This window comes from Planococcus maritimus, from assembly GCF_001687625.2.
Lineage (GTDB): Bacteria > Bacillota > Bacilli > Bacillales_A > Planococcaceae > Planococcus > Planococcus maritimus.
Window position 1 is genome coordinate 1,743,049 of the sequence record NZ_CP016538.2, and the last position, 21,913, is coordinate 1,764,961.

Here is a 21,913-nt window from a genome sequence, read left to right on the forward strand (position 1 = left end):
TAATAATGATAGCAGTAAACGATGTATCTTTGCGTTTTGGCGACCGCAAATTATTTGAAGATGTCAACATCCAGTTCAACCCAGGCAATTGCTACGGCTTAATCGGTGCAAACGGTGCCGGCAAATCGACGTTCATCAAAATTCTTGCCGGTGAACTTGAAGCACAATCCGGAAATGTTTCTATGGGCTCTGGTGAACGCTTAGCCGTTTTGAAGCAAAACCATTTTGAATATGAAGAGCATGCAGTTCTTGAGACGGTCATCATGGGCCATAAAAAACTTTACGAAGTCATGTCTGAGAAGAATGCCATTTATATGAAAGAAGATTTCTCTGACGAGGATGGCATGCGTGCCGCTGAACTCGAAGGCGAATTCGCAGAATTGAACGGCTGGGAAGCTGAATCGGAAGCTGCCATCTTATTGCAAGGACTTGGTATTACCGAGGCTCTTCACGACAAGAAAATGTCGGAACTATCCGGATCCGATAAAGTTAAAGTGCTTTTGGCACAAGCTCTATTCGGCAAACCCGATGTTCTTCTATTGGATGAGCCGACCAACCACTTGGACTTGAAAGCGATCCAATGGCTGGAAGAATTCTTGATCAACTTTGACAACACCGTCATCGTTGTTTCGCATGACCGTCACTTCCTGAACAAAGTTTGTACGCATATCGCCGACCTCGATTTCGGAAAAATTCAGCTATACGTCGGAAACTACGACTTTTGGTATGAGTCCAGCCAGTTGGCTACGCGTTTGGCATCTGACCAGAATTCGAAAAAAGAAGAAAAGATTAAAGAGCTTCAAGCCTTTATCGCACGCTTCTCCGCCAATGCCTCGAAATCGAAGCAAGCAACTTCACGGAAGAAAATGCTTGATAAAATCGAGTTGGACGATATTCGCCCATCTTCCCGCAAATATCCGTTTGTCAACTTCACCATCGGCCGTGAAATCGGCAATGATGTATTGACAGTGAAAGACTTAAGCCAAACCGTTGATGGCAATCAATTATTGAACAACATCAGCTTTAATTTGAATAAAGACGACAAGATCGTTTTGATGGGTGACCCATTGGCGAAATCTGCGCTCCTTCGTGTACTTGCTGGAGAAGACGAACCGGCTTCAGGTTCAGCCCGTTGGGGTGTTACGACTTCACGTGCCTATTTGCCGATCGACAATACTGAATACTTCGAAGGCAGCGAGACTTCTTTAGTGGATTGGCTGCGCCAGTACTCTCCAGAAGACGAAAGCGAGACTTTCCTTCGCGGCTTCCTCGGCAGAATGCTATTCTCCGGTGAAGAAGTCAAAAAGAAACCTTCTGTTTTGTCTGGTGGCGAAAAAGTACGCTGCATGCTATCGAAAATGATGCTGTCTCATGCCAATGTTCTATTATTGGATGAACCAACTAACCACTTGGACCTCGAATCGATTCAAGCCTTGAATAACGGCATGATCGCGTTCAAAGGCGCCATGGTCTTCACTTCCCATGACCATCAGTTTATCCAAACCGTTGCCAATCGCGTGATCGAAATTCAAGAAGATGGTTCGATCCTTGATAAGCAATTAACGTATGATGAATTTTTGGAATGGAAAGAAACGCAAGGCATTGCCAAATAAGTTCCGAATACACCAAAACCCCTCAGAAATGAAAATTTCTGAGGGGTTTTTTATGTGTCATTCGTTTATTTCAAAAAGCGCTTCACTGCTTTTCCAGCCGGCAATTTCGCAGCCCACCGGTCACCAGAGTTCGCCAGTTTGCTGAGGACTTTCAATAGGTCTTCATCGCCTGCCCAGTGTTCTGTCACGACTTCTTTCGGGAATCGGTTCAACACCATATTGATGACGTATACCGCAACGATTACATCGTCCATGAACCCTCCAGGACCGACGAGGATTTCCGGAAGAAAATCAATCGGCGCCATGAAATACAGTACACCTGCCCCGACATAAGCTTTGCTTTTCTTATCGATTCGGCTATCGAGCAATAGGCGAGTCAATAGATGAAAAAGGTCTGGCGCAAACAAGACAAACTGAGCGGCAGAATCCATTTTCGAAGATTTACTCTCCAGCCAATTGTGTACTTTAACCCGCAGCTTTTGATAGAAATCTCGTTGTTTTTCTTCACTTGGCAATGGTTTGCTTAAATACTCGTTCTCCATATATGTTCCCCCTTCATCCGGCAATTAGAACACCAATGTGACATTTGTCGCCACACGCTCTTTTCCTGGCGCCCCGTCATAAATGGTAAACTCAACGTGCTGATTTGGCATGAAGCGGCGGAAGCCTTCTTCATTGATATTGATGGTTTCGAAGTAAAATACTTCACCTGTATCACCTTCGATATAGCCAAATCCTTTATCATCATTAAACTCTTTCACTTTACCTTGCATTGATTTATCCCCCTCTATCATTCTTGGCAATCTATTTTAGATATACCCGAAAAGGCAGGAAGATTAAACAATGGCTACCGCTCAATAAATGCACTAAAAAAAGAACTGCCACAAGGGCAGTTCTTGGATTGGAGAATTAAAGTTTAGTTACGTTAGTAGCTTGAGGTCCGCGGTTGCCTTCCTCTACTTCAAATTCTACGCGTTGTCCTTCGTCAAGAGTTTTAAAGCCTTCGCCTTGAATAGCTGAGAAATGTACGAATACATCGTCGCCGCCTTCAACTTCGATAAAGCCAAAACCTTTTTCTGAGTTAAACCATTTTACTGTACCTTCTTGCATCTTAAATTACCTCCTGTGGTAAACAAAATTTTTCAATATGCGAACTTTCATAAAAAAATTCACATATTCCCAAAAGTACCGACACGTGCTGATCACTTTTGGGAATATGTGAATAGCTGTTGCGGAAGTTCATATGTTGAATTACCTTAATTATACCAAATTGAGTACAAAAGTCAAACAAATCTAAAAACTTTCTAATTTTTTTCCAACTTGCTTTTTTTCTTCGATTTAATTCCTTATCAACATTGTGCCAAATATATGGGAATTTGTAAAGGATTTATGTGCTAGTCAATACACGGTCCAGAAGTTTGTATTGGTTCTGCCATTCACGTAAAATAAGGGATAGAAATGCGCATGATGAAACTTTTTCCTGCGTTGCACGTATAGTTTAGTAGCCGTTAAGGAGGTTATAGCATGAAACCAATCAAGCCGATCGAAAACTTCATTAAAAGACAATCGGTCAGCCTCCCTCTTGTGTCCGCTATGTTTCCCATCCTTTATTTGGGCGCAGAAATCGGGCTCCTCGCCTCTGGTGCTGTTGCTGCTGGCACTTATATTGCCAGCAATACATCGCTAAAGCAATACCAGCTATCGAGCGATTCCAAGCAACTCGGTATGACCAGAAGCGAATACCGACATGTTCGTGTGCAAATTAAGGAAGGTAAAGAAAAAATTAAAACTTTGCAAAGCCAATATTATAAAGTGCGGTCCATTTCCTCTTTCAAACAATTGATGGATATGGTCAAAATCGCCAATAAAATCTTGCTCATTGTTCAGCAAAATCCACGGAAATTCTATCTGGCTGAGCCATTCTTCTACTCCCATTTAGATTCAGCCATCGAATTGACCGGAAAATATACATTATTGGTAGGACAGCCTGTAAAAGACATGGAAATGCGCATCGCCTTGCAAGACACTCGCGAAATGCTTCGGTCACTGCAACATGTAATGGAAGCAGATCTAAAACGCGTGCTGTCTACCGATGTCGAGCAATTGCGCATGGAACTCGATTATGCGCGCCTCGCTGTCGACCAACACCATACGAGATCGATTGACCATCAACAGCAAATCGAACGTAAAGGAGACATGGAAAATGACCAACAACCAGACGAAAAATGAGTTGGATGAACTATTAGGAACCCCTTTTGGCATGGAGCCCTCATCCCAGCAAACACAAATAGCGCAAACGGAAGGACAACCAGTTGCACTGCTCGACCGCTTGAGTGCTGAAGAGCAGGATAAGGCGCGTGAACTGGCCAAACAAATCCCAACCGGCAACCACGAAGCCATTCTAACCTACGGCGCGAATGCTCAAAATCAGCTGAGTCAGTTTTCTCATAAAATGCTCGATCATGTGCAGCGAAAAGATATCGGTCCTGTCGGCGATGTCCTTCATGACCTGATGAAAAAACTCGAACAATTGAACCCCGAGGAACTAACACAGAAAAAGCAAAAAGGGCTTCGAAAAGTGTTTAACCGCGCCAAGTACTCGGTCCAGGAAATGATGAGCAAATACCAAAAGTTGAGCACACAAGTTGATCGCATCAGCATTCAGCTCGATCATTCAAAACGGGGATTATTGGAAGATGTCCAGATGCTCGAGCAATTATATGACCAGAACAAGACCTACTTCCAGGCCTTGAACGTCTATATCGCGGCAGCTGAAATCAAGCGTGATGAAATCATGAACGAAACGATACCCGCTCTACGGAAAAAAGCCGAAGCCTCTAATGATCAGATGGCCTATCAGGAAGTGAACGATATGGTCCAGTATGTCGATCGTTTGGAAAAACGCCTGTATGACTTGCAATTGTCGCGCCAAATCACCATCCAAAGCGCGCCTCAAATCCGCATGATTCAGCAAACCAATCAAACACTTGCTGAAAAAATCCAATCGTCGATCATGACGTCCATTCCATTATGGAAAAATCAGATTGCCATCGCATTAACTTTAAACAAACAAATGAAAGCAGTCGAGGCGCAAAAACAAGTAACTGCTACGACAAACGAGCTGCTTTTGAAAAACTCAGAAATGCTCAAGATGAACTCAATCGAAACCGCACGGGAAAACGAGCGCGGCATCGTCGAGATCGAGACTTTAAAGCAAACGCAAGAGAATTTGCTTGAAACGATTGAAGAGACTTTGAAAATACAGGCTGAAGGCCGACGCAACCGCAAAGCGGCAGAGTTGGAAATTGGCCGTATGGAAGAAGACTTGAAACAGCGCTTGCTCGCCATTCACGACGGACAAGAAAAGAACTGACCAAACCCCCTCCGCAAAAAAAGCGCGGAGGGGGTTTTCAAATGATTCCTATGATGACTGTACGACCAAATGCAAGGTGCGTTTCAATAATCGCAATGTCTGTTCGACAAACTGCTCCAGCGAATCAGCGCTGACCGACTTGTTGCCGTACAGCATCCGATAAAATGCAGCTTGTTCTTCGCTAGTCGATTCCCTGCTTAGGAATAGATGCATCACTTCGATCCCCATTTTCTCGGTTTCTGAAACCGCCTGTGACGTATCGATAATGCCATTGTCGGCATAATTATAGGCAGATGGTTCTCCATCTGAAAAAACCAGCATAAAGCGATGCTTTTCCGGCCGCACTTTCAAGCGATCGGCCATCCAGCGAATCGCAAACCCATCGCGGTTGTCTTCGTGGGCATCGAGCGAAAGAATTTCTGCTGCGTGATCGGACGAGCCGTCAGTAAATTTATGCAGCCATTCAAAATAATTGGGTTGTTGCGCGTCTCCTGCCTCATAGGCATCTTCGTAAAAAACAGCGATTTCATGCGGAATTTTAAGTGCCCTGAGCACATCATGAAACAACAACACAGCCTGCTTCGTTTCGTCGAGCTTGTCAATCATTGATGCGGACCCGTCGATCATTAAGCTAAATACTGCATCCAATTGTTTTGAAGGCGCGGTCTTGCGGTAGAAGGGTTTTGGTCGCTCGTCGGTAACGAGCGGTAATAAGTTTTTCGATAACCGACCAGCATGCAAATTCGTCCGCTCGCTTTCAATACGTTGCTGCATGCGCTTTTGCATTTCCTTCAGCAACGCACGCACAAATGGCGCTTGTTGGCTGCGCCAACGCTGCAACTGCTGGCGGTCTAAAGGCAAAGCCTCAATGCGCGATTCATAATAAACAACACCGTCATTAGCAGAGCCAAAACGGCCATTTGCTTTTTTCGGTTTCTTTTCATCTTTTCTCTGTTCATCAGCCAAATTATCTTCACGGTGCTCGCCTTGCGATTCACCAGATCCGGTTTGTTCAACTTCCCCAGCGCCCTCATCTTCCCTGCCGCCATCAGCAAGCTTTGAGTCACCACGCTCGAGTTCATACTCCAGAGCTGCCGCATCATTCAATTCGGTCTCGCGATGCCACGATTGGAACCATTCTTCAATCGTATCGATTTCTTCATCCTCTTCAGATTGCTCTGCTTCAATGCCTTCATGATACCTTGGCGGCGGCATTTTATCCGCCGGTTCCCCGAACGTATAATACGTATGGAGCGCATCGGCCCCCAGCAAATATTCTAGCTGTGGCAAGACCTTATGGATGGTACGGACAGAGTCTTCAGTAGAATTGGCGCTGAATAATTCTGTCCATATCAAGAACAAAGGATCCAATTCATCGCTTAGACTTACCTCTTTGCCGCGCAATTTCAAATAAGCGGCATTCAGGAAAGCATCGGCCCAAAACCCTTTTTTGCGATTTTGCTCTAGCTGGTCGGACTGAAACCCGGAGACGATTTGTTCTCTCACTTCAAAAGCGTGTTTGGTCCCTGGGCGTTCCGCTACAATGCGGTCACTCAATCGAAATTCTTCAGCCATCAGCAGTAATTGCTCAGCCAATTCTGGCAAACTAGTCTCTGTCTGCTGAAAACGCCGCCAGGAACCCAAGTTGAAATGGCGCCAAAATCCGGCGCTCACTAAATAAATATCGGATAGATATCCAGCACTTTCAATCTCTCTTGGGCGATGGCGCCAGAATACGCTCATGGAAACTGCACCTTCCGATGGCCTAAATTCCCAGAGCTTCCTTGTGGTCAGCCTTAGGTAAGGCGCGGATGATAACGCTCTCGCAAGCTGTTCCATCCGATTCAGGAGCCTCGTATCAACCGTTTCGTTATTAAATTGGATAAAGCGATTGATTGAAGTCATCCTGCATCCCTACTTTCGCCACGTATTTGCCAAATCCATTAGCAACTCTCGTTCACTTTCGTCATCCAGCTTTTCTGCGATGGCGTAGCGGACAGCGCGCAATGGATCGATATGAAGAGCGAGTGCTGTCGCATCGAGCAAGCTTCGAATTGAAGCGGCTTCTTCTGACATGAGGCCAGTCTCCACTTGCTTCATCAAATCTGATGCCAAATCTAGCATGAAGGTTTTCAGCTTCGGGTCGGCATCCGGAAATTCCCGGTCCCATAGGCCCCGTAGCTGTTCTCCGGATAAATAAGGAACCGGATAGGAAATAAAGCGGTTTTTCAGCGCTTCATTCATTGGCGAGGTGCCGATATATCCTTCGTTGATGGCTGCCACAACCGAAAAGTCAGGATGTGCCTGAATTACTTCGCCTGTGAATGGATTCGTCATCATTCTGCGGTAGTCTAGTGCGCTGTGAAGAATCGGTAAAGTTTCAGCTTTCGCCATATTGATCTCATCGATGTACAAAATATGGCCTTGTTTCATCGCAGTTACAACAGGCCCTTCCACGAATTCGATGGCACTTTGCCCATCACGCTGCACTAAAGTTTTAAACCCTAGCAACGCTTCCGCGTCCAAATCAACCGAACAGTTGATGCTTTGGATTGGTTGCTGAAAAGAGCTGGAGATACTTTCGGCAAGCTTCGTTTTCCCTGCTCCCGTCGGTCCTTTCAATAGAACCGGTTTTTTCAAAACAACCGCCGTCAGGATATCCTCCCATAGATTCTCATCCGGTGAGATATAGCCGCCTTCACCTATCAGGTTCGAATTTTCTGCGTGGTCCCGCTGCGTCCGTTTTTTGATTTCTTCATCAATAATCGTCATCTGCTCCACTCCTGTCTCCATAGAAAAAACCGATGGATTCATCGGTTTTTGTTCATCATTCGAAATAAGTTTTGTAAAAGCCGCCCACTTTTCCTGTGTTGTCGACGACAAACAAGAATTCGTCCGTTTCATTTTTCACATCGTACTGCTGTCCAACCGTCAGCACATTCGACACCAAGAATTTGGCGGCATCCGTATGTTTACACGTAACGGTGCGAACGGTTTCTTTTTCCAGCCAATTAGTATGTATCATCGAGATCATCCTTTTCTGTCCATTAGAATTTGATGTTTTTCCACTCTCCTCAGTATAAGGAAAAGTATCCGGGAATTCAAATTTGCCCATCCTTGCGACTTTTTCGAACAATAATTAAATAAGCAAGCAAACTTAACACGGCAGCAATCGATAAGGCTATTAGAAACCATTGAAGTTGACCGAGAATCGCTTCATAGGCATATGGAAAACTGCGTCCAAGCGAGAAATAGGCCAAGGTCCAGACAAATCCGGCAGGGAGCGCGAACAATAAATAGCGGCCTAGCGGAAAGCGGTCTGCCCCTACCACATAAGGCATCGCCCAGCGTACTCCTGGAAGAAAAAAGCTGAAAGCTATCGCCCAACTGCCTTTAGAAGCTAAAAACTGCTGGAATCGTTCGATACCGCTGTGTAAAAAAGTCATCTTCAGCCTTTTGATCAATCGATGGCCAAACAGCCAACCGAGCCCATATGCAAACAAATTGCTTGTAATCAAGCCGCTGTATGCGGATAAAAAGGAAGGAAACGGCTGAAAATCACTCGTTTCCGTCACGACGCCCGAGAATGCAGCAGCGAACTCATTTGGAATTGGCAGACCAAACAGCAACAGCCAATTCACCAAGAACATACTTAAATATCCATATTTCATCGCCAAATCCCATAAAAAATCCAGCTCCATCCAAAATCCCCCGTCTCTATACCACATTATCCCACAACAAAAGACAGCCCCGCAACGGAGCTGTCTTTTAGTATGGAAACTTAAGATTCAAGCAATAGGTCTTCTGGGTTTTCGATCAATTCTTTGACTGTCTTCAAGAAACCAACCGAATCGCTGCCATCGATGACGCGATGGTCATATGATAGTGCTACATACATCATCGGACGGATTTCAACATTGTCGCCTACTGCAATCGGGCGCTTCTGGATCGTGTGCATGCCGAGAATCCCGACTTGCGTACCGTTCAAGATCGGTGTAGACAATAGGGAACCGAATACGCCGCCGTTAGTGATCGTGAACGATCCGCCGGTCATGTCGCCGATTGACAATTTCTTGTCGCGTGCCTTTGTTGCCAATTCGCCGATAGATGCTTCAATTTCTGCGAAGTTCTTTTTGTCCGTATCGCGGACGATTGGCACAACAAGGCCCTCTTCAGTCGATACAGCAATCCCTACATCATAAAATTGTTTCAAGAGCACATCTGTGCCATCGATTTCCGCATTGACGTATGGGTATTTTTTCAATGCAGCGGTAACTGCTTTTGTGAAGAATGACATAAATCCAAGTTTGACGTCATGGTCTTGTTGGAATTTATCTTTCTTGCGCTTGCGCAGTTCCATGACATTGGTCATGTCGATTTCGTTGAACGTTGTCAACATCGCTGTCGATTGTTTTACTTCAAGCAAACGCTTAGCGATAGTCTGACGACGTCTCGTCATTTTTTGACGGACGACGCGGCCGCTTTCTTCGTCAGAAGAAGGAGCTGCCGAGGCAGAAGCTTTCGGCGCTTCTTGTTTCGCTGGAGCTGGTGACGCAGCCGGTTTAGAAGCATGCGCTTCAACGTCTTGGACGCGTACGCGGCCCATTGGGTCTACTGGCGTAATGGAAGCCAAGTCAATACCTTTTTCACGGGCCAATTTACGTGCAGCAGGGCTTGCAATCGTACGGTCTGAAGAACTGCTTTCTTCTTCCGTAGGCGCAGCTTCCTGGTCTGCAGGGGCTTCTTGTTTCGCTTCTTCTTTAGCAAGGTCTTCTTTTGGTGCTTCTTCTTTTTTAGTTTCTTCCTTAGGCGCCGAAGCTGCCGCTTCGCCAGAGCCTTCGCCGACTGTCGCGATGACTTGTCCGACTTCTACTGTATCGCCTTCTTCTGCAAGCAACTCTTGAACGACGCCCGCTTCTTCAGAGATGACTTCAACATTGACTTTATCGGTCTCCAGTTCAACGATGAATTCTCCTTTTTCTACTGTATCGCCTGGCTGTTTGAGCCATTGGGCGATCGTTCCTTCTGTAATCGATTCTGCTAATTCCGGTACTTTGATCTCTGCCACAATTAATTCCTCCTTAAAAGTTCATCATTTCGATTTAGCTAAAGCTTCATCGATGATGCGTGCCTGTTCGACTTTATGCGCCTCGCCGTCGCCTTCTGCAGGGCTTTGGCGTTTCATGCGTCCATAATATTTTACTTCTTTGCCATCTGCGAGTTCACGCAAGTAAGGGTCCGCGAATGTCCAAGATCCCATATTTTGCGGCTCTTCTTGTACCCAAGCCAATTCCTTGGCGTTTGGATAACGGTCGACAATCGCTTTAATTTTTTCGGCCGGGAACGGATACAATTGTTCGACGCGAACAATATGAGCCCATTCGTAGCCTTTCCCATCTTTGACGCGTTCTGCCAAATCGATGGCCATCTTCCCGCTGGCAAATAGCAGGCGTTTTACTTTTTTCTCATCCTGCCCCATACCCGGCTGTTCGATAATTGTCTCGAATTTACCTTCTGCCAATTGATCGACTTCAGCTCCGACAAGCGGATGTCTCAGAAGTGATTTCGGCGACACGATGATTAATGGACGAATGGCTTCTTCTCCAAGCATTTTAGCCTGGCGGCGTAGAATGTGGAAATAGTTCGCTGCGCTGGAAAGATTTGCGACTGTCCAGTTATTTTCCCCAGCCATTTGCAAATGACGTTCGAGACGTGCACTGGAGTGTTCCGGGCCTTGTCCTTCATAGCCATGCGGAAGCAGCATGACAAGACCGGATTTTTGGCCCCATTTTGCACGGCCAGATGAAATGAACTGATCGAACATGACTTGTGCCATATTGGCGAAATCCCCATATTGGGCTTCCCAAATGACCAAAGCTTTGTCGTTTTCTACATTATACCCGTATTCGAAACCAAGGATCGACGCTTCACTTAATGGGCTGTTGTAGACGACGAATGATGCTTTCGAGTCGGAAATATGGTGAAGTGGAACAAGCTCATTGCCGTTTTTCTCATCATGTAAGACGAGGTGGCGGTGGGCAAACGTTCCACGCTGTGCATCTTGCCCTGTCAGGCGGATTGGGTTGCCTTCTTGTAAAATGGCTCCGAAAGCCAATGTTTCAGCATGGGCCCAATCGATTTTTCCTTTTCCTTTGAATGGCTCTTCGCGGCGTTTTAAGATACGCGCCAGTTTCCCGAATGCGGAAAAGTCTTGTGGCCAAGACAAAAGTTCATGGTTCATTTTTTCAAGAGCATCTCTGGCGACGCCTGTTTCGATTTCTGGGAAACCGTTTAAAACAGCTTCCGGCATCTCCACTTTCGGATGATCATCGGATTTGTTTTCTTTAACTTTGTCATACGCTTCTTGCATCATTTTTTGGACGTCTGTGTCCAACTTCTTGACCTCGTCCTCTGATAATACACTTTCATTCGCTAATTGTTTTCCGTACAATTCACGTACTGAATCATGCTGATGAACACCGTGGTACATCATCGGGTTCGTCACCAAAGGCTCATCCATTTCGTTATGGCCATAGCGGCGGTAGCCGATTAGGTCAATCAAGATGTCTTTGCCAAACTTCTCACGGTATTCAAACGCTAGACGGGCTACCGCTAAAACGGCTTCTGGGTCGTCTGCATTGACGTGCAATACCGGAACTTCAAATCCTTTTGCAGGATCGGATGAATAATGGGTTGAACGGGAATCGTGTTGCTCCGTTGTAAAACCGATCAGGTTATTGGCGATGATATGAATCGATCCACCGGTTTGGTAACCTTTGATGCGGCTAAAGTTCAAGGTTTCTGTTACGATGCCTTGTCCCGGGAACGCGGCATCGCCGTGCACGAGAATTGAATAAGCTTTATTCGGGTCCTGCGAAGCCAACCCACTCTTATCTGCCATTTCCTGTGCGGCGCGCGTTTGACCTGTCACAATCGGACTGACGACTTCCAAGTGAGAAGGGTTATAGGCAAGTTTGATTTTCGTGCCCGCCTTCGAACTATGGGTTGCGCCCATATGGTATTTCACATCGCCAAACCAGCCTTTAGTGATTTCAAGCGATCCGTCTTCCGGAAGAAATGCCTCATCGCCAACATGGGCAAATCCAGCAAACATCATTTCGTACGGTTTGTGGAGGATATGTGTCAGGACATTCAAACGCCCACGATGGGCCATGCCGATCATGATGTTTTCAGTCCCTGCAGATTCAGACATCCGGACAAGTTCGTCCATCAAGACGACAAGCGAATCGACACCTTCAATAGAAAAACGCTTTTGCCCGACGAATGTACGGTGGACAAACTTCTCAAATCCTTCAACGCGCGTCAAAAGATCCAATACCTGTTTTTTCTTGTCGGCATCGAGTTTCGGTTTCATATCGCCCGCTTCGATTTTCGACTGGATCCAGCTGCGTTCCTGCAATTGGATTACATGCGCGAATTCATAAGCGATTTTGTCTGTATAAAGTGATTTCAAATAATTGATTGCGTCCAAGCCGTTTTTCACTTCTGCCGGAGCATTTTCCAGAATCAGAGATACCGGGACATCTTTCAAATCAGCTTCGGTCAAGCCGTATTTCGAAATCTCCAATCTCTCTGTGTCCCGCGGCTGGTCTTTTAACGGATAGATATCCGAAGCCAAATGACCGTGTGCGCGAATGGCTTCTGCCAAATGGACCGCTGCAAGCACTTTTTCAAAACGGTTTGGTTCAACTGCTGCACTAGCAGTCGCACCTGTAGCATCTCCAGTCTGTACAGCCGGTTGCTCTGCAGGAGGGCCATATTGTTTGAATAGTTCCGCAAACTCAGGGTCGATCAATTCAGGCGACTCTTGATAAAGTTCGTACATCTCCATTACATAGCCCAAGTTTGGTCCGGTTATGGAATTCCATGGGGATTTTGTGTCTGGTTGATTGGTAGACATTGAATAACCTCCAACTATTTGCCTTATGGCATTCACTTTTATTTATAGGTCTTTCCTATTTTAGCACGCCCCTCGCCTTACTTAAAGCGGCAGGGCTGTAGCGGTACTGAACGAATTTCCATATCAATCTTACTACTTCCACTGAAAAAAACAATGCTTTTGATTGAAAAGATTCACTCAAGGCGATTTGAAGCGCTTACATGCATATGACGGGGCAGAATTCCACTCTCCTAATGGAAGAAACTCACGCTTCCCCGTGAAAACAAACGATGCCTCCGCCTTTTTTCTTGGCTTCATAAAGCGCATGGTCGGCTTTTTGAATCAATTCGTCAAACTCGATGCCATCTTCTGGATATATGGCACTGCCAATTGAACAAGTCGGTGAGAATCGCTTGCCATCGATTAGCCATCCTTCTCTCAATGTTTCTTGAATGCGTGAGATAATGCTTTCGATTTGTTTTCGGCTATCGAAAGATGAGATGCCCGGCAGCAGGATAAGAAATTCATCTCCACCGATACGCGCCGCCACATCGCGTTGTCGTATACTGCGCTCAAGTGCGCGGGCAAATTGGTGGATGAATTCATCACCGACTTCATGGCCGTGTAAATCATTGATTTCTTTGAACTTATCGCCATCTATGTACAACACAGCGACCTGGTCCCCTGTACGGCTGCTTTTAGACTCCATTTCGTGAAAATGCCTCGCCATCATCCGACGATTCGGCAAATTGGTTAATGGATCATGGTAAGCCATATGATGCAATTGCTCTTCCATTTCTTTTCGGTCCGTGATATCGAATAAGATGGATAAGGTTTGATAGATTCTGCCCTCAACATCGAATAGCGGAATGATAGTGGCATCAACCCAAAAAGCCTGGCCGTTTTTCTTAAGGCTGCGCACTTCACTTCGCCAAATCTCTCCTTCATTCAAGGCTGATTGAAGATGGGCCAGCTGCTGCCTCGTTAAAACAGCTTGACCAATCGACTGAATATTTACGCCTGTCAATTCACTGCCATCAAATCCTGTGAGCCTCTTGAAGTTATCGTTGGCAAATTCAATCATACCGGAATCATCCCAAATGAGCACAAGAGCTGCGTAATTCAGAGCATCTTTGTAGCTTTCCAGAAGATTTTCCGTCCGTTTCAGTTCATGTTTGAGCAATAATTCATTTGTCAGTTCACGGAAAACAACATGAAATGCCCGAATGATTCCGTTTTCCTTGATCAAAGAATAACTGGCTGAAAACTTAGCCTCGCGCCCGTCGCTTTTGATGCGGCTTAAAAAAATAGAACTCGATTTATGAGAGCTGCGGCTGTTTTCAAGGAGTAGTTTGCCCGTTTCGAAAAATTTCTGCTTGTCCTGTGGGATATCATCGTATTTTCGCCCGATCCATTCATACCGCTCAACGCCAAAAGTTTTTTCATAAGCGGGGTTCATATCAATGATTGTGAAATCCGCTGAGATCATCAGCATCGGGTCGACTGAATTTTGAACAAGCGATTGATAAAACAAATAATCTTCTTCTATTTTCTTTTGTTCTGATACATCTTTCGTGATGGCCAGCACATATTGAACACCTTCATGGCTAAAAGGAGTCAACTCGGTTTCCATGGCGCTGCTGCGGTTTGAGAATAGACTGTAATCCCTGTAAAGATGGCGTTCATTGCGCTTGATCGCTATTCGGTACTGCTTATGAATTTCAAGTGCCAATTCCCTGGGCATGCACTCTTCGACGGTGCGTCCTGTTAAATCGATTCCGAAAAGCTCTTGGCACACCGGATTGACCCACATATAGACAAAGCCATTTCCTTGCTGCCTCATAAAATAGACTGGATTGGCCGCTTTTCCATACAGCATATCCATTTGCTCTTTCGTAAAAGGTCCGGACATCGAATCCACCACTTTCTATTATCTCAATTCTGCCGTAGCGCCACTGATTTTCTCAATGAACCGTTCATAAGCCGACTGCTCATCTGTCTGTTTTACCATTTCCAGTTTCTCATTTGCATCAAAGCGATAAACACCAAGATAGCTCGCATTGCCGCTCAGCTTCAATTGATACTCGCCGCCATCGGATTTTACCGAACAATTAACCATACCACCTGGGTTATAAACGGAAACGTCTCCAAACGGCACGATCCCGGCAAGACAGCTGACTAGAGCAGATGCCGTCATGGCCGTACCGCAAGCGTCTGTAAAGCCGACGCCTCTTTCATAAGTCCGCACAAATATGCCTTCTTTTAATGGAGTCACATAGCTTAAATTGACACCGTCCGAGAAATACGGATTATCGCCGTTGAAATATGCAGCCCATTTTTCTTGATGGGATGGGTCTTTTTGCAAGTCTTTGCCGACGATCCCAATCAAATGGGGATTCGGTACGGCGACTGCCGTAAACGGAATATCCGCATCGATAAACGGCAGCGCTTGCTGGCGCCATTCCGCATGCGCTTCAAATGCCATAGGCAAGTCGGCAAGCTGGAATGATACCGGCGAAATCTCCACCCCGTACATCTCTACGCCCGCGTCGATTTCCGGCTCTTTCTGCACAGCCAAATCTGCTTTCATCGTTTCGATCACAGCCTGTTCGATGCCTTCTCGCTCGCACACAAAGCGGGCCACACAACGCAGTCCATTGCCGCACATGGAAGCTTCAGAGCCGTCCGTATTGAAGACACGCATTTTCGCATTAGCCCGCTGCGACGGGGAGACCGTCAAAAGGCCGTCGATTTCTGGGTCAAGTGCCGCCAAACGCTTCGTTAGGTGCGGAAAATCCTCTCGATCGTCTCCTTCATATAGGAAAAATGTATTCATTGAACCGTGTACTTTTAGCAATTCCATAACGACACCTCTTCAACTCGAATTTATTTTGCGTGGGCAGCTACCAATTTCGCCATTTCATAGGCGGTTTTTGGCGGTTCCGCTTCAGTCATAGCGTGGATCAATTGTTCTTCTTCAACTACTAGGTGCTCAATCGCTGCCATAAAGCTTTCGGCAGTCACTTGTTCTTCTTCCAATACATGCGCAAAACCTTGCGCTTCGAACAAATTGGCGTTTAAGATTTGGTCGCCACGGCTTTTTTGCTTTGATAACGGAATCAGCAACATTGGTTTTTTCAGTGCAAGAAATTCAAATATCGAGTTCGACCCTGCACGTGACACGACCAAATCCGTTAAATGCAACAGATGCGATAATTCATGCGTCACGTATTCAAACTGGCAATATTGTTCGTGACCTTCTAAGCGCTCATCGATATTGCCTTTTCCACATAGGTGAATGATGTTGAATTGCTTGGTCAAAGTTTCCAGATTCGCACGCACGGCATCATTGATGAGCGCAGATCCTTGGCTCCCCCCCATAATCATCAACACTTTATGGGTATTGTCGAAATGGCATAATTCCCTGCCGCTCGCAGCAGAGCCGTCGAGCAATTCACTGCGAATGACCGAGCCTGTGCATGTTGACTTGTCTTTTGGTACATGAGTCATTGTTTCCTTAAAGACTGTAAAAATGTGGTCTGCAAACGGAAGCGCCAATTTATTCGCAAGGCCTGGGGTGACGTCGGATTCGTGAATAATCACTGGTACGCCCGCCAAACGCCCTGCCATGGCGACCGGCACTGAGACAAAACCGCCTTTTGAGAAAATTGCCACCGGCTTCACTTTGCGGATGATGTTCAAAGCTTGCGTCAGGCCTGCTCCGACACGGAATGGGTCCGAGAAGTTTTTCATTGAGAAATACCGGCGCAGTTTGCCGCTTGATATAGGGTGATAAGTGACATCCGGATAGGAATCTCGGATCAATTCGTTTTCGATGCCTTCTTTGGAACCGATATATTCAACGCGGAACCCAAGCTTTTGCAGTTCCGGAATGATGGCTTGATTCAATGAAACATGGCCGGCTGTTCCGCCGCCTGTTAAGATAATTGTTTTGTTTTCCATTATATGTCCTACTCTCCTACGATACGCGACTGTGACTTCATCACTTTGCGCGGTTTGTGTGATATACTCGTGTTATTTGGTATTGCAAGTGTATTGGGAGGCTATGAATATGTACGAAACAGAAACGACGCGAGAAAAACTGATGCTATTAATGAAAATCGTTTTGCCGATTCTCATCACCCAAGTCGCTATGTATATGGTGACTTTTTTCGATATTTACATGACCGCCCGTTACGGGACCGAGGATCTTGCCGGCGTGTCGATCGGCTCCTCTTTTTGGGTTCCGGTGTATATCGGCCTGGCCGGCATCCTCATGTCCATTACTCCAATTGTAGCACAATTGATGGGAGCCAAGAAAAAAGATGGAGTGAAAGACGCGGTACAGCAAGGGATTTACTTGGCAATTATCCTTGCAGCGATCGTCTTTGCCTTTTTCTTCTTCGGCATCGACTGGCTGCTCGGCTTTATGGATCTCGAGCCTGCGGTCAACGACGTAGCTAGCCGCTATATCTTCGCCATGAGCTTGGGGCTAGTGCCATTATTTGCCTATAATGCATTGCGCTCCTATATCGATGCGCTCGGTGCCACACGCGTGACGATGTTCATCACTTTGATGTCGGCACCAATCAATGTATTCTTCAATTATTTGCTTATTTTCGGCAAATTCGGCTTCCCTGAACTCGGCGGTCCGGGGGCGGGCATGGCTTCGGCGATCACCTATTGGCTCGTGCTGGCAATTGCTGCATTCATCATCCACACGAATGAACCGTTTAAGTCATTCGGGATCTTCCGCAAATGGGCTCGCCCTTCCGTGGTACAGTGGAAAGAAATCACCGGCATCGGTGTGCCAATCGGCATTTCAATCTTCGCTGAAACGAGCATCTTTTCAGCGGTCACGTTCATGATGTCTGTATACGGGACAATCACCATTGCCGCCCATCAGATTGCCTTAAACTTTGCGTCGCTGTTATATATGTTGCCACTTAGCATTTCCATGGGGGCGACGATACTGGTCGGGTTTGAAGTCGGGGCAAAACGCGCATCCCATGCCAAGCAATACAGTTGGCTTGGCGTCGGTGCAGCCGTGACGCTCAGTGTCATCTCGTCAGGCATCCTGTATTTCTTGCGGGAACCAATCGCTGAGTTGTATTCGTCTGACCCAGCCGTTATTGGGCTCGCGGTTCAGTTCCTGATCTTCGCTGCCTTGTTCCAAGTGTCAGACGCTGTTCAAGCACCGGTTCAAGGGGCCTTGCGCGGCTATAAGGATGTCAACATCACATTTATTATGGCGCTCATTTCCTATTGGGTCATCGGGCTGCCGTCGGGCTATCTGTTTGCCACATTCAGTGATCTCGGCGCATTCGGCTATTGGGTCGGATTGATTGTCGGTCTCACTGCAGGCGCAATTACTTTATCGATCCGCCTGTTGATCATCCAAAAAAAGCTTGCCGCTCAATGAGTGGCAAGCTTTTTGTATAACTGAAGCAGTGCTATTTTTTCTTGTTCCGTAAGACTGGACTGACTGATGCGTTCAGTCGCCAATGCCAGCTTTTCTTCCATCGATTTACGGACGCGTGGATGGGTCAGTTCATCGTTTAGTTCAACGAGTATGCTGTTCTCCAATTCCTCTTGTGTCGTAATGCGCTGTATGCCTTGGCGGTCCGGCCATAAGCGTTTGTATGCTTCAATCATGGCATGGCCAACTCGTCTAAGTTTTCACCAATCAACACAATTTGGTTGCGCAGCTTCAAATATTCCGGCAGCCATTGCACCATGCCGTACGCATACTGGAAAGAATGCGGATAACTATGGCCCGATAGCGTGACATAGCCTTTGATGCGATAAACGGTATCCGGCAAAGCACGCAGCCAGTCTTCAAAAGCTTCGCGCTCGATTGGCTGATCAAACGACACGATCTTCGTCTGCAAATTCAATTTCGACACAGGTGCTCGTTCGACCGCCCCGCGTTCTGAAGGGCTAATGGATTCAAGCAATTGCAGCGGCACTTGGGCATGTACCGTCTGAACAATGCGCGCTGTCGGATTGATTTGCTGGATTTCAAAAGTGGCCTGGCTTTGTTCTGATTCGCTCAGCAAATCCGTTTTGTTGGCCAATAGTAAATCGGCATGGCGAATCTGCTCGATAAATAGCGAGCGGATTTGCGGGGACAATTGCTGTCGCTCCAAAAATCGCTTGCTGTCCGCTACCGTGACGATGCCGCGGAAGTTCAAGCGCTCGGCAAATAGCGGCGAGAAAATCGCATCAAGTGCTTCAACCGGATGTGCAGCCCCTGTTGTTTCAATCAATAAGACGTCGAACTCAGATTCCGCGAGCAAGGATTGGATCTGCGCTTCTGATTTTTCTGAGCCGCTGCAGCAAATGCAGCCATCTAGAATTTCCTTTAACGGCACCCCGTCCCCGACTTCTTCTGAATCAAAATTCATCGAGCCTAATTCATTCATGAAAATTGCCGGTTTCAAGCCTTGTTCTTTAAACTCCATAATCATCTTCTTCAGTAAAGTCGTTTTCCCGCTGCCGAGAAACCCACTGAATAAATACACATCAACCATCAACTCATCCTTTCTCTGCTATGAAAGAAAAGGCCCGCCGGAAGCGGACCTTTTCAATGATCTTATTCTTCTGAATCAGCTTCTTCTGTGTCGGCCTCTTCTGAGTCAGCTTCTTCATCAGCCGGTTCTTCAGTTGCCAAACCAGCTTGCTCCATTAGGATATCTGTTGCTTCTTGAAGCTGTGGATCTTCTGTATTGATCTTTTCACGCAATTGGTCCATAACCGCATACATCGTCTCTTCGTTCAATACGCCATCCGCTTCCAAGTCGTTTTCTTCCTGGAATTCCGTAACGGCCTGTTCCATTTCTTCTTCAAAAACGCCGTCAATTTCCCCAACTTCAAAGCCGAGGGCATCCAGCATTTTCTCTGCTGTTTGCACTTGCTCGGAAATGCTGCCGTCTTTAAGTTCGACAGATGTGTCAAGGAATGGCAGAGAAGCATATTCTGGATACGGAACCACTTCATCCGGCTCAATGCCTTCTTCGTGGATCCAGTTGCCATCAGGCGTCAACCATTTGGCAGTCGTGAACTTCAAATTGGAACCATCGGAAAGGTCATTCGCTGTTTGCACTGTTCCTTTTCCGAAAGTTTTTTCGCCAACCAGTGTGACGCCAGCCGATTCGCTCATGGCCCCTGCCAAAATCTCAGAAGCTGATGCACTGCCGCCGTCGATCAGCAAAGTGACCGGGACGTCCAGTTTATCTCCTCCTGTTGCCAAATACACTTCCGGCTCTTCGCCTTTTGCTTGCACTTCGAACATCTCCTTGCCTTCTTCAACAAAAAGGTTGGAAATATCAAGAGCAGTATTCAGCAAACCGCCTGGGTTCTGACGCACATCAAGCACTGCTGCTTCCATGCCTTGTTCTTCCATATCGGCAATGGCTTGTTGCAATTCGTCGTATGTGTTTTCAGAGAAACTTGTGATATTGATATGGGCTACTTGGTCATTGACCATTTCCGCATATACCGTTTCAATCGGAATCTCGTCACGGACGATGGTGATGTCAATCGGGTCTGCATTTTCGCCGCGCTGGATCGTCAAGGTTACTTCCGTCCCTTTTTCACCACGGATCAACATGACCGCTTCGGTTGTGGAAAAGCCTTGAATGCTCTCGCCATCAACTTCCAAAATTTGGTCGTTCGGTAAAACGCCAGCTTTTTCCGCCGGCGAATTTTTGATCGGTGAAACAACCGTTACGTAGCCATTGCGTTCTTGAACTTCTGCGCCGATTCCTTCAAAACTGGAAGAAATGCCTTCCATGAACTGCGCAGCTTCATTTTCATCCATATAATCAGAGTACGGGTCGCCTAGTGCATCCACCATGCCGTTGATGGCACCGTTGATCAAGGCTTCCTCCTCCACCTCCTCAAAATACTGCGCTTCGATTTGATCGTAAGCTGAATACAGTTTTTGGAATTCCTGACGTTCAGGACTGTTTACTTCCACTGCCTTATCTTCTCCAAAAGTTAAAGCGAAAACGGTGATGCCCACTGTCGCGATAATCAAGGTAAAGACAAGCATGATGAAATAAAAGGTCTTCATTCGAATAAAATGCGGCTTTGGTTCTTCTGCCGCCGGCGCTTCGGGTTGTTGTTCTTCGCCCGGTCGCTTGTCGTCCATATGTTTCACCACTTTCTCCATTCACCTGGCAACAAGTTCCAGAAATTCCTCTAAAACTTGGCGGGGTTAAAAGAAAAAGACTGCCTCGACAGTCTTTTTTTCCTGTTAGTCTTGGATCGCTGCGTCCAAAGCTACAACAATCATATCGTTGAATGTTGTTTGGCGTTCTTCTGCAGATGTTACTTCACCAGTCAAAAGATGGTCGCTGACAGTCAAAATCGATAGAGCTTTGCGGCCAAATTTAGCTGCTAGCGTATACAATGCGGAAGATTCCATCTCTAGGCCAAGAATTCCGTATTGCGCCCATTTTTCATGTTCTGCGTGTTCGTTGTAGAATACGTCTTCAGTGAAGACATTCCCGACGCGCAAGTTCAAGCCTTTTTCTTGTCCAGCTGCATAAGCTTTTTGCAAGAGGCCGAAGTCGGCGATCGGTGCATACGTGATGCCGTTAAAAATGATGTCGTTCATTTTCGAATCCGTTGAAGCAGCCTGAGCCAGAATGACGTCACGCACTTTAACGTCTTTGTGGATCGAACCACAAGTACCGACGCGGATCAGTTTCTGCACATCGTATTCTTGCATCAATTCTGTAACATAAATTGAAATCGATGGGACACCCATGCCCGTTCCTTGAACGGAAATGCGCTTGCCTTTATATGTACCTGTGTAGCCGAACATATTACGGACTTCGTTGTACAATGTTACGTCTTCAAGGAATGTTTCTGCGATGTATTTCGCACGAAGTGGATCGCCAGGAAGTAAAATCGTATCGGCGATATCGCCTTTTTTAGCATTAATGTGAACACTCATTATAAAACCTCACTTTATTTTAGTCGATTTAATCATACTGTTTTTTTTCGTCAAGTGCAATG

At 46.3% G+C, this 21,913-nt stretch carries 20 protein-coding genes; 4 read left to right on the plus strand and 16 right to left on the minus strand.

The genetic code is table 11. The annotated features are described in order from the left end of the window. Positions 1–5 precede the first annotated feature (5 nt). Positions 6–1,613: an ABC-F family ATP-binding cassette domain-containing protein gene (locus BBI11_RS08770; protein WP_068462470.1), complete on the plus strand. Its 1,608-nt coding sequence runs from the start codon at positions 6–8 to the stop codon at positions 1,611–1,613. A 65-nt stretch (positions 1,614–1,678) separates the two neighbouring features. On the opposite strand, the gene BBI11_RS08775 is transcribed toward BBI11_RS08770, so the two are convergent. The 3 genes from BBI11_RS08775 to BBI11_RS08785 form a co-directional block, all read right to left on the minus strand. Continuing rightward, on the minus strand, positions 1,679–2,155 hold the full coding sequence (locus BBI11_RS08775) for a YkvA family protein (RefSeq protein WP_068462472.1): 477 nt from the start codon (positions 2,153–2,155) through the stop codon (positions 1,679–1,681). A 24-nt stretch (positions 2,156–2,179) separates the two neighbouring features. Continuing rightward, the gene (locus tag BBI11_RS08780; protein WP_068462475.1) at positions 2,180–2,386 is read right to left on the minus strand and encodes a cold-shock protein; all 207 of its coding nucleotides are present in this window, start codon (positions 2,384–2,386) and stop codon (positions 2,180–2,182) included. A gap of 136 nt (positions 2,387–2,522) precedes the next feature. Next, entirely contained in the window at positions 2,523–2,723 is a 201-nt protein-coding gene (locus BBI11_RS08785) for a cold-shock protein (protein WP_033541967.1), read from the minus strand. Positions 2,724–3,137: 414 nt separating this feature from the next. Here BBI11_RS08785 and BBI11_RS08790 point away from each other — a divergent pair, with 414 nt between their 5' ends. Together BBI11_RS08790 and BBI11_RS08795 are read left to right on the plus strand one after the other, a co-directional pair. Then, complete coding sequence (locus tag BBI11_RS08790; RefSeq protein ID WP_068462476.1) at positions 3,138–3,842, plus strand: 5-bromo-4-chloroindolyl phosphate hydrolysis family protein; 705 nt, start codon at positions 3,138–3,140, stop codon at positions 3,840–3,842. Then, positions 3,817–4,986 carry a toxic anion resistance protein gene (locus tag BBI11_RS08795; protein WP_068462477.1) on the plus strand — a complete coding sequence of 390 codons (1,170 nt, stop codon included), beginning with the start codon at positions 3,817–3,819 and terminating at the stop codon, positions 4,984–4,986. Before BBI11_RS08790 ends, BBI11_RS08795 begins: the two co-directional genes overlap by 26 nt. 48 nt (positions 4,987–5,034) lie before the next feature. Here the strand turns inward: BBI11_RS08795 and BBI11_RS08800 are convergent, their stop codons facing one another. From BBI11_RS08800 to BBI11_RS08840, 9 genes are all read right to left on the minus strand, one after another. Next, entirely contained in the window at positions 5,035–6,729 is a 1,695-nt protein-coding gene (locus tag BBI11_RS08800; RefSeq protein WP_237150248.1) for a vWA domain-containing protein, read from the minus strand. A 171-nt stretch (positions 6,730–6,900) separates the two neighbouring features. Beyond that, positions 6,901–7,758 (minus strand): AAA family ATPase, encoded by an 858-nt coding sequence (locus BBI11_RS08805; RefSeq protein WP_068462479.1) that lies wholly within the window; start codon positions 7,756–7,758, stop codon positions 6,901–6,903. Positions 7,759–7,813: 55 nt separating this feature from the next. Next, on the minus strand, positions 7,814–8,011 hold the full coding sequence (locus tag BBI11_RS08810) for a DUF6501 family protein (RefSeq protein WP_068465695.1): 198 nt from the start codon (positions 8,009–8,011) through the stop codon (positions 7,814–7,816). A gap of 76 nt (positions 8,012–8,087) precedes the next feature. After that, positions 8,088–8,687 (minus strand): DedA family protein, encoded by a 600-nt coding sequence (locus tag BBI11_RS08815; RefSeq protein WP_068462481.1) that lies wholly within the window; start codon positions 8,685–8,687, stop codon positions 8,088–8,090. An 80-nt stretch (positions 8,688–8,767) separates the two neighbouring features. Next, positions 8,768–10,054, minus strand: a complete 1,287-nt coding sequence (odhB, locus tag BBI11_RS08820; protein WP_068462484.1) for a 2-oxoglutarate dehydrogenase complex dihydrolipoyllysine-residue succinyltransferase — start codon at positions 10,052–10,054, stop codon at positions 8,768–8,770. Positions 10,055–10,078: 24 nt separating this feature from the next. Next, complete coding sequence (locus BBI11_RS08825) at positions 10,079–12,907, minus strand: 2-oxoglutarate dehydrogenase E1 component (protein WP_068462485.1); 2,829 nt, start codon at positions 12,905–12,907, stop codon at positions 10,079–10,081. A 244-nt stretch (positions 12,908–13,151) separates the two neighbouring features. Beyond that, positions 13,152–14,798 (minus strand): diguanylate cyclase domain-containing protein, encoded by a 1,647-nt coding sequence (locus BBI11_RS08830; RefSeq protein ID WP_068462487.1) that lies wholly within the window; start codon positions 14,796–14,798, stop codon positions 13,152–13,154. Between the two features lie 18 nt (positions 14,799–14,816). Further along, positions 14,817–15,749, minus strand: a complete 933-nt coding sequence (gene dapF / locus BBI11_RS08835) for a diaminopimelate epimerase (RefSeq protein ID WP_068462489.1) — start codon at positions 15,747–15,749, stop codon at positions 14,817–14,819. 23 nt (positions 15,750–15,772) lie between these two features. After that, positions 15,773–16,849 carry an undecaprenyldiphospho-muramoylpentapeptide beta-N-acetylglucosaminyltransferase gene (locus tag BBI11_RS08840; RefSeq protein WP_068462491.1) on the minus strand — a complete coding sequence of 359 codons (1,077 nt, stop codon included), beginning with the start codon at positions 16,847–16,849 and terminating at the stop codon, positions 15,773–15,775. A gap of 109 nt (positions 16,850–16,958) precedes the next feature. On the opposite strand from BBI11_RS08840, the gene BBI11_RS08845 reads away from it, so the two are divergent. Beyond that, a complete protein-coding gene (locus BBI11_RS08845) occupies positions 16,959–18,308 on the plus strand; it encodes an MATE family efflux transporter (protein ID WP_068462495.1) in 1,350 nt (449 codons plus the stop codon). Here the strand turns inward: BBI11_RS08845 and BBI11_RS08850 are convergent. The 4 genes from BBI11_RS08850 to deoD all read right to left on the minus strand — a co-directional run bounded on the left by BBI11_RS08850 (position 18,302) and on the right by deoD (position 21,851). Further along, complete coding sequence (locus tag BBI11_RS08850) at positions 18,302–18,541, minus strand: hypothetical protein (RefSeq protein ID WP_068462497.1); 240 nt, start codon at positions 18,539–18,541, stop codon at positions 18,302–18,304. The genes BBI11_RS08845 and BBI11_RS08850 overlap by 7 nt on opposite strands. After that, entirely contained in the window at positions 18,538–19,419 is an 882-nt protein-coding gene (locus BBI11_RS08855) for a CobW family GTP-binding protein (RefSeq protein ID WP_068462499.1), read from the minus strand. Before BBI11_RS08855 ends, BBI11_RS08850 begins: the two co-directional genes overlap by 4 nt. Positions 19,420–19,481: 62 nt before the next feature. Beyond that, entirely contained in the window at positions 19,482–21,041 is a 1,560-nt protein-coding gene (locus BBI11_RS08860; protein WP_068465698.1) for a lmo1851 family serine protease, read from the minus strand. 105 nt (positions 21,042–21,146) lie between these two features. Next, positions 21,147–21,851 carry a purine-nucleoside phosphorylase gene (deoD, locus tag BBI11_RS08865; RefSeq protein ID WP_068462501.1) on the minus strand — a complete coding sequence of 235 codons (705 nt, stop codon included), beginning with the start codon at positions 21,849–21,851 and terminating at the stop codon, positions 21,147–21,149. Positions 21,852–21,913 lie beyond the last annotated feature (62 nt).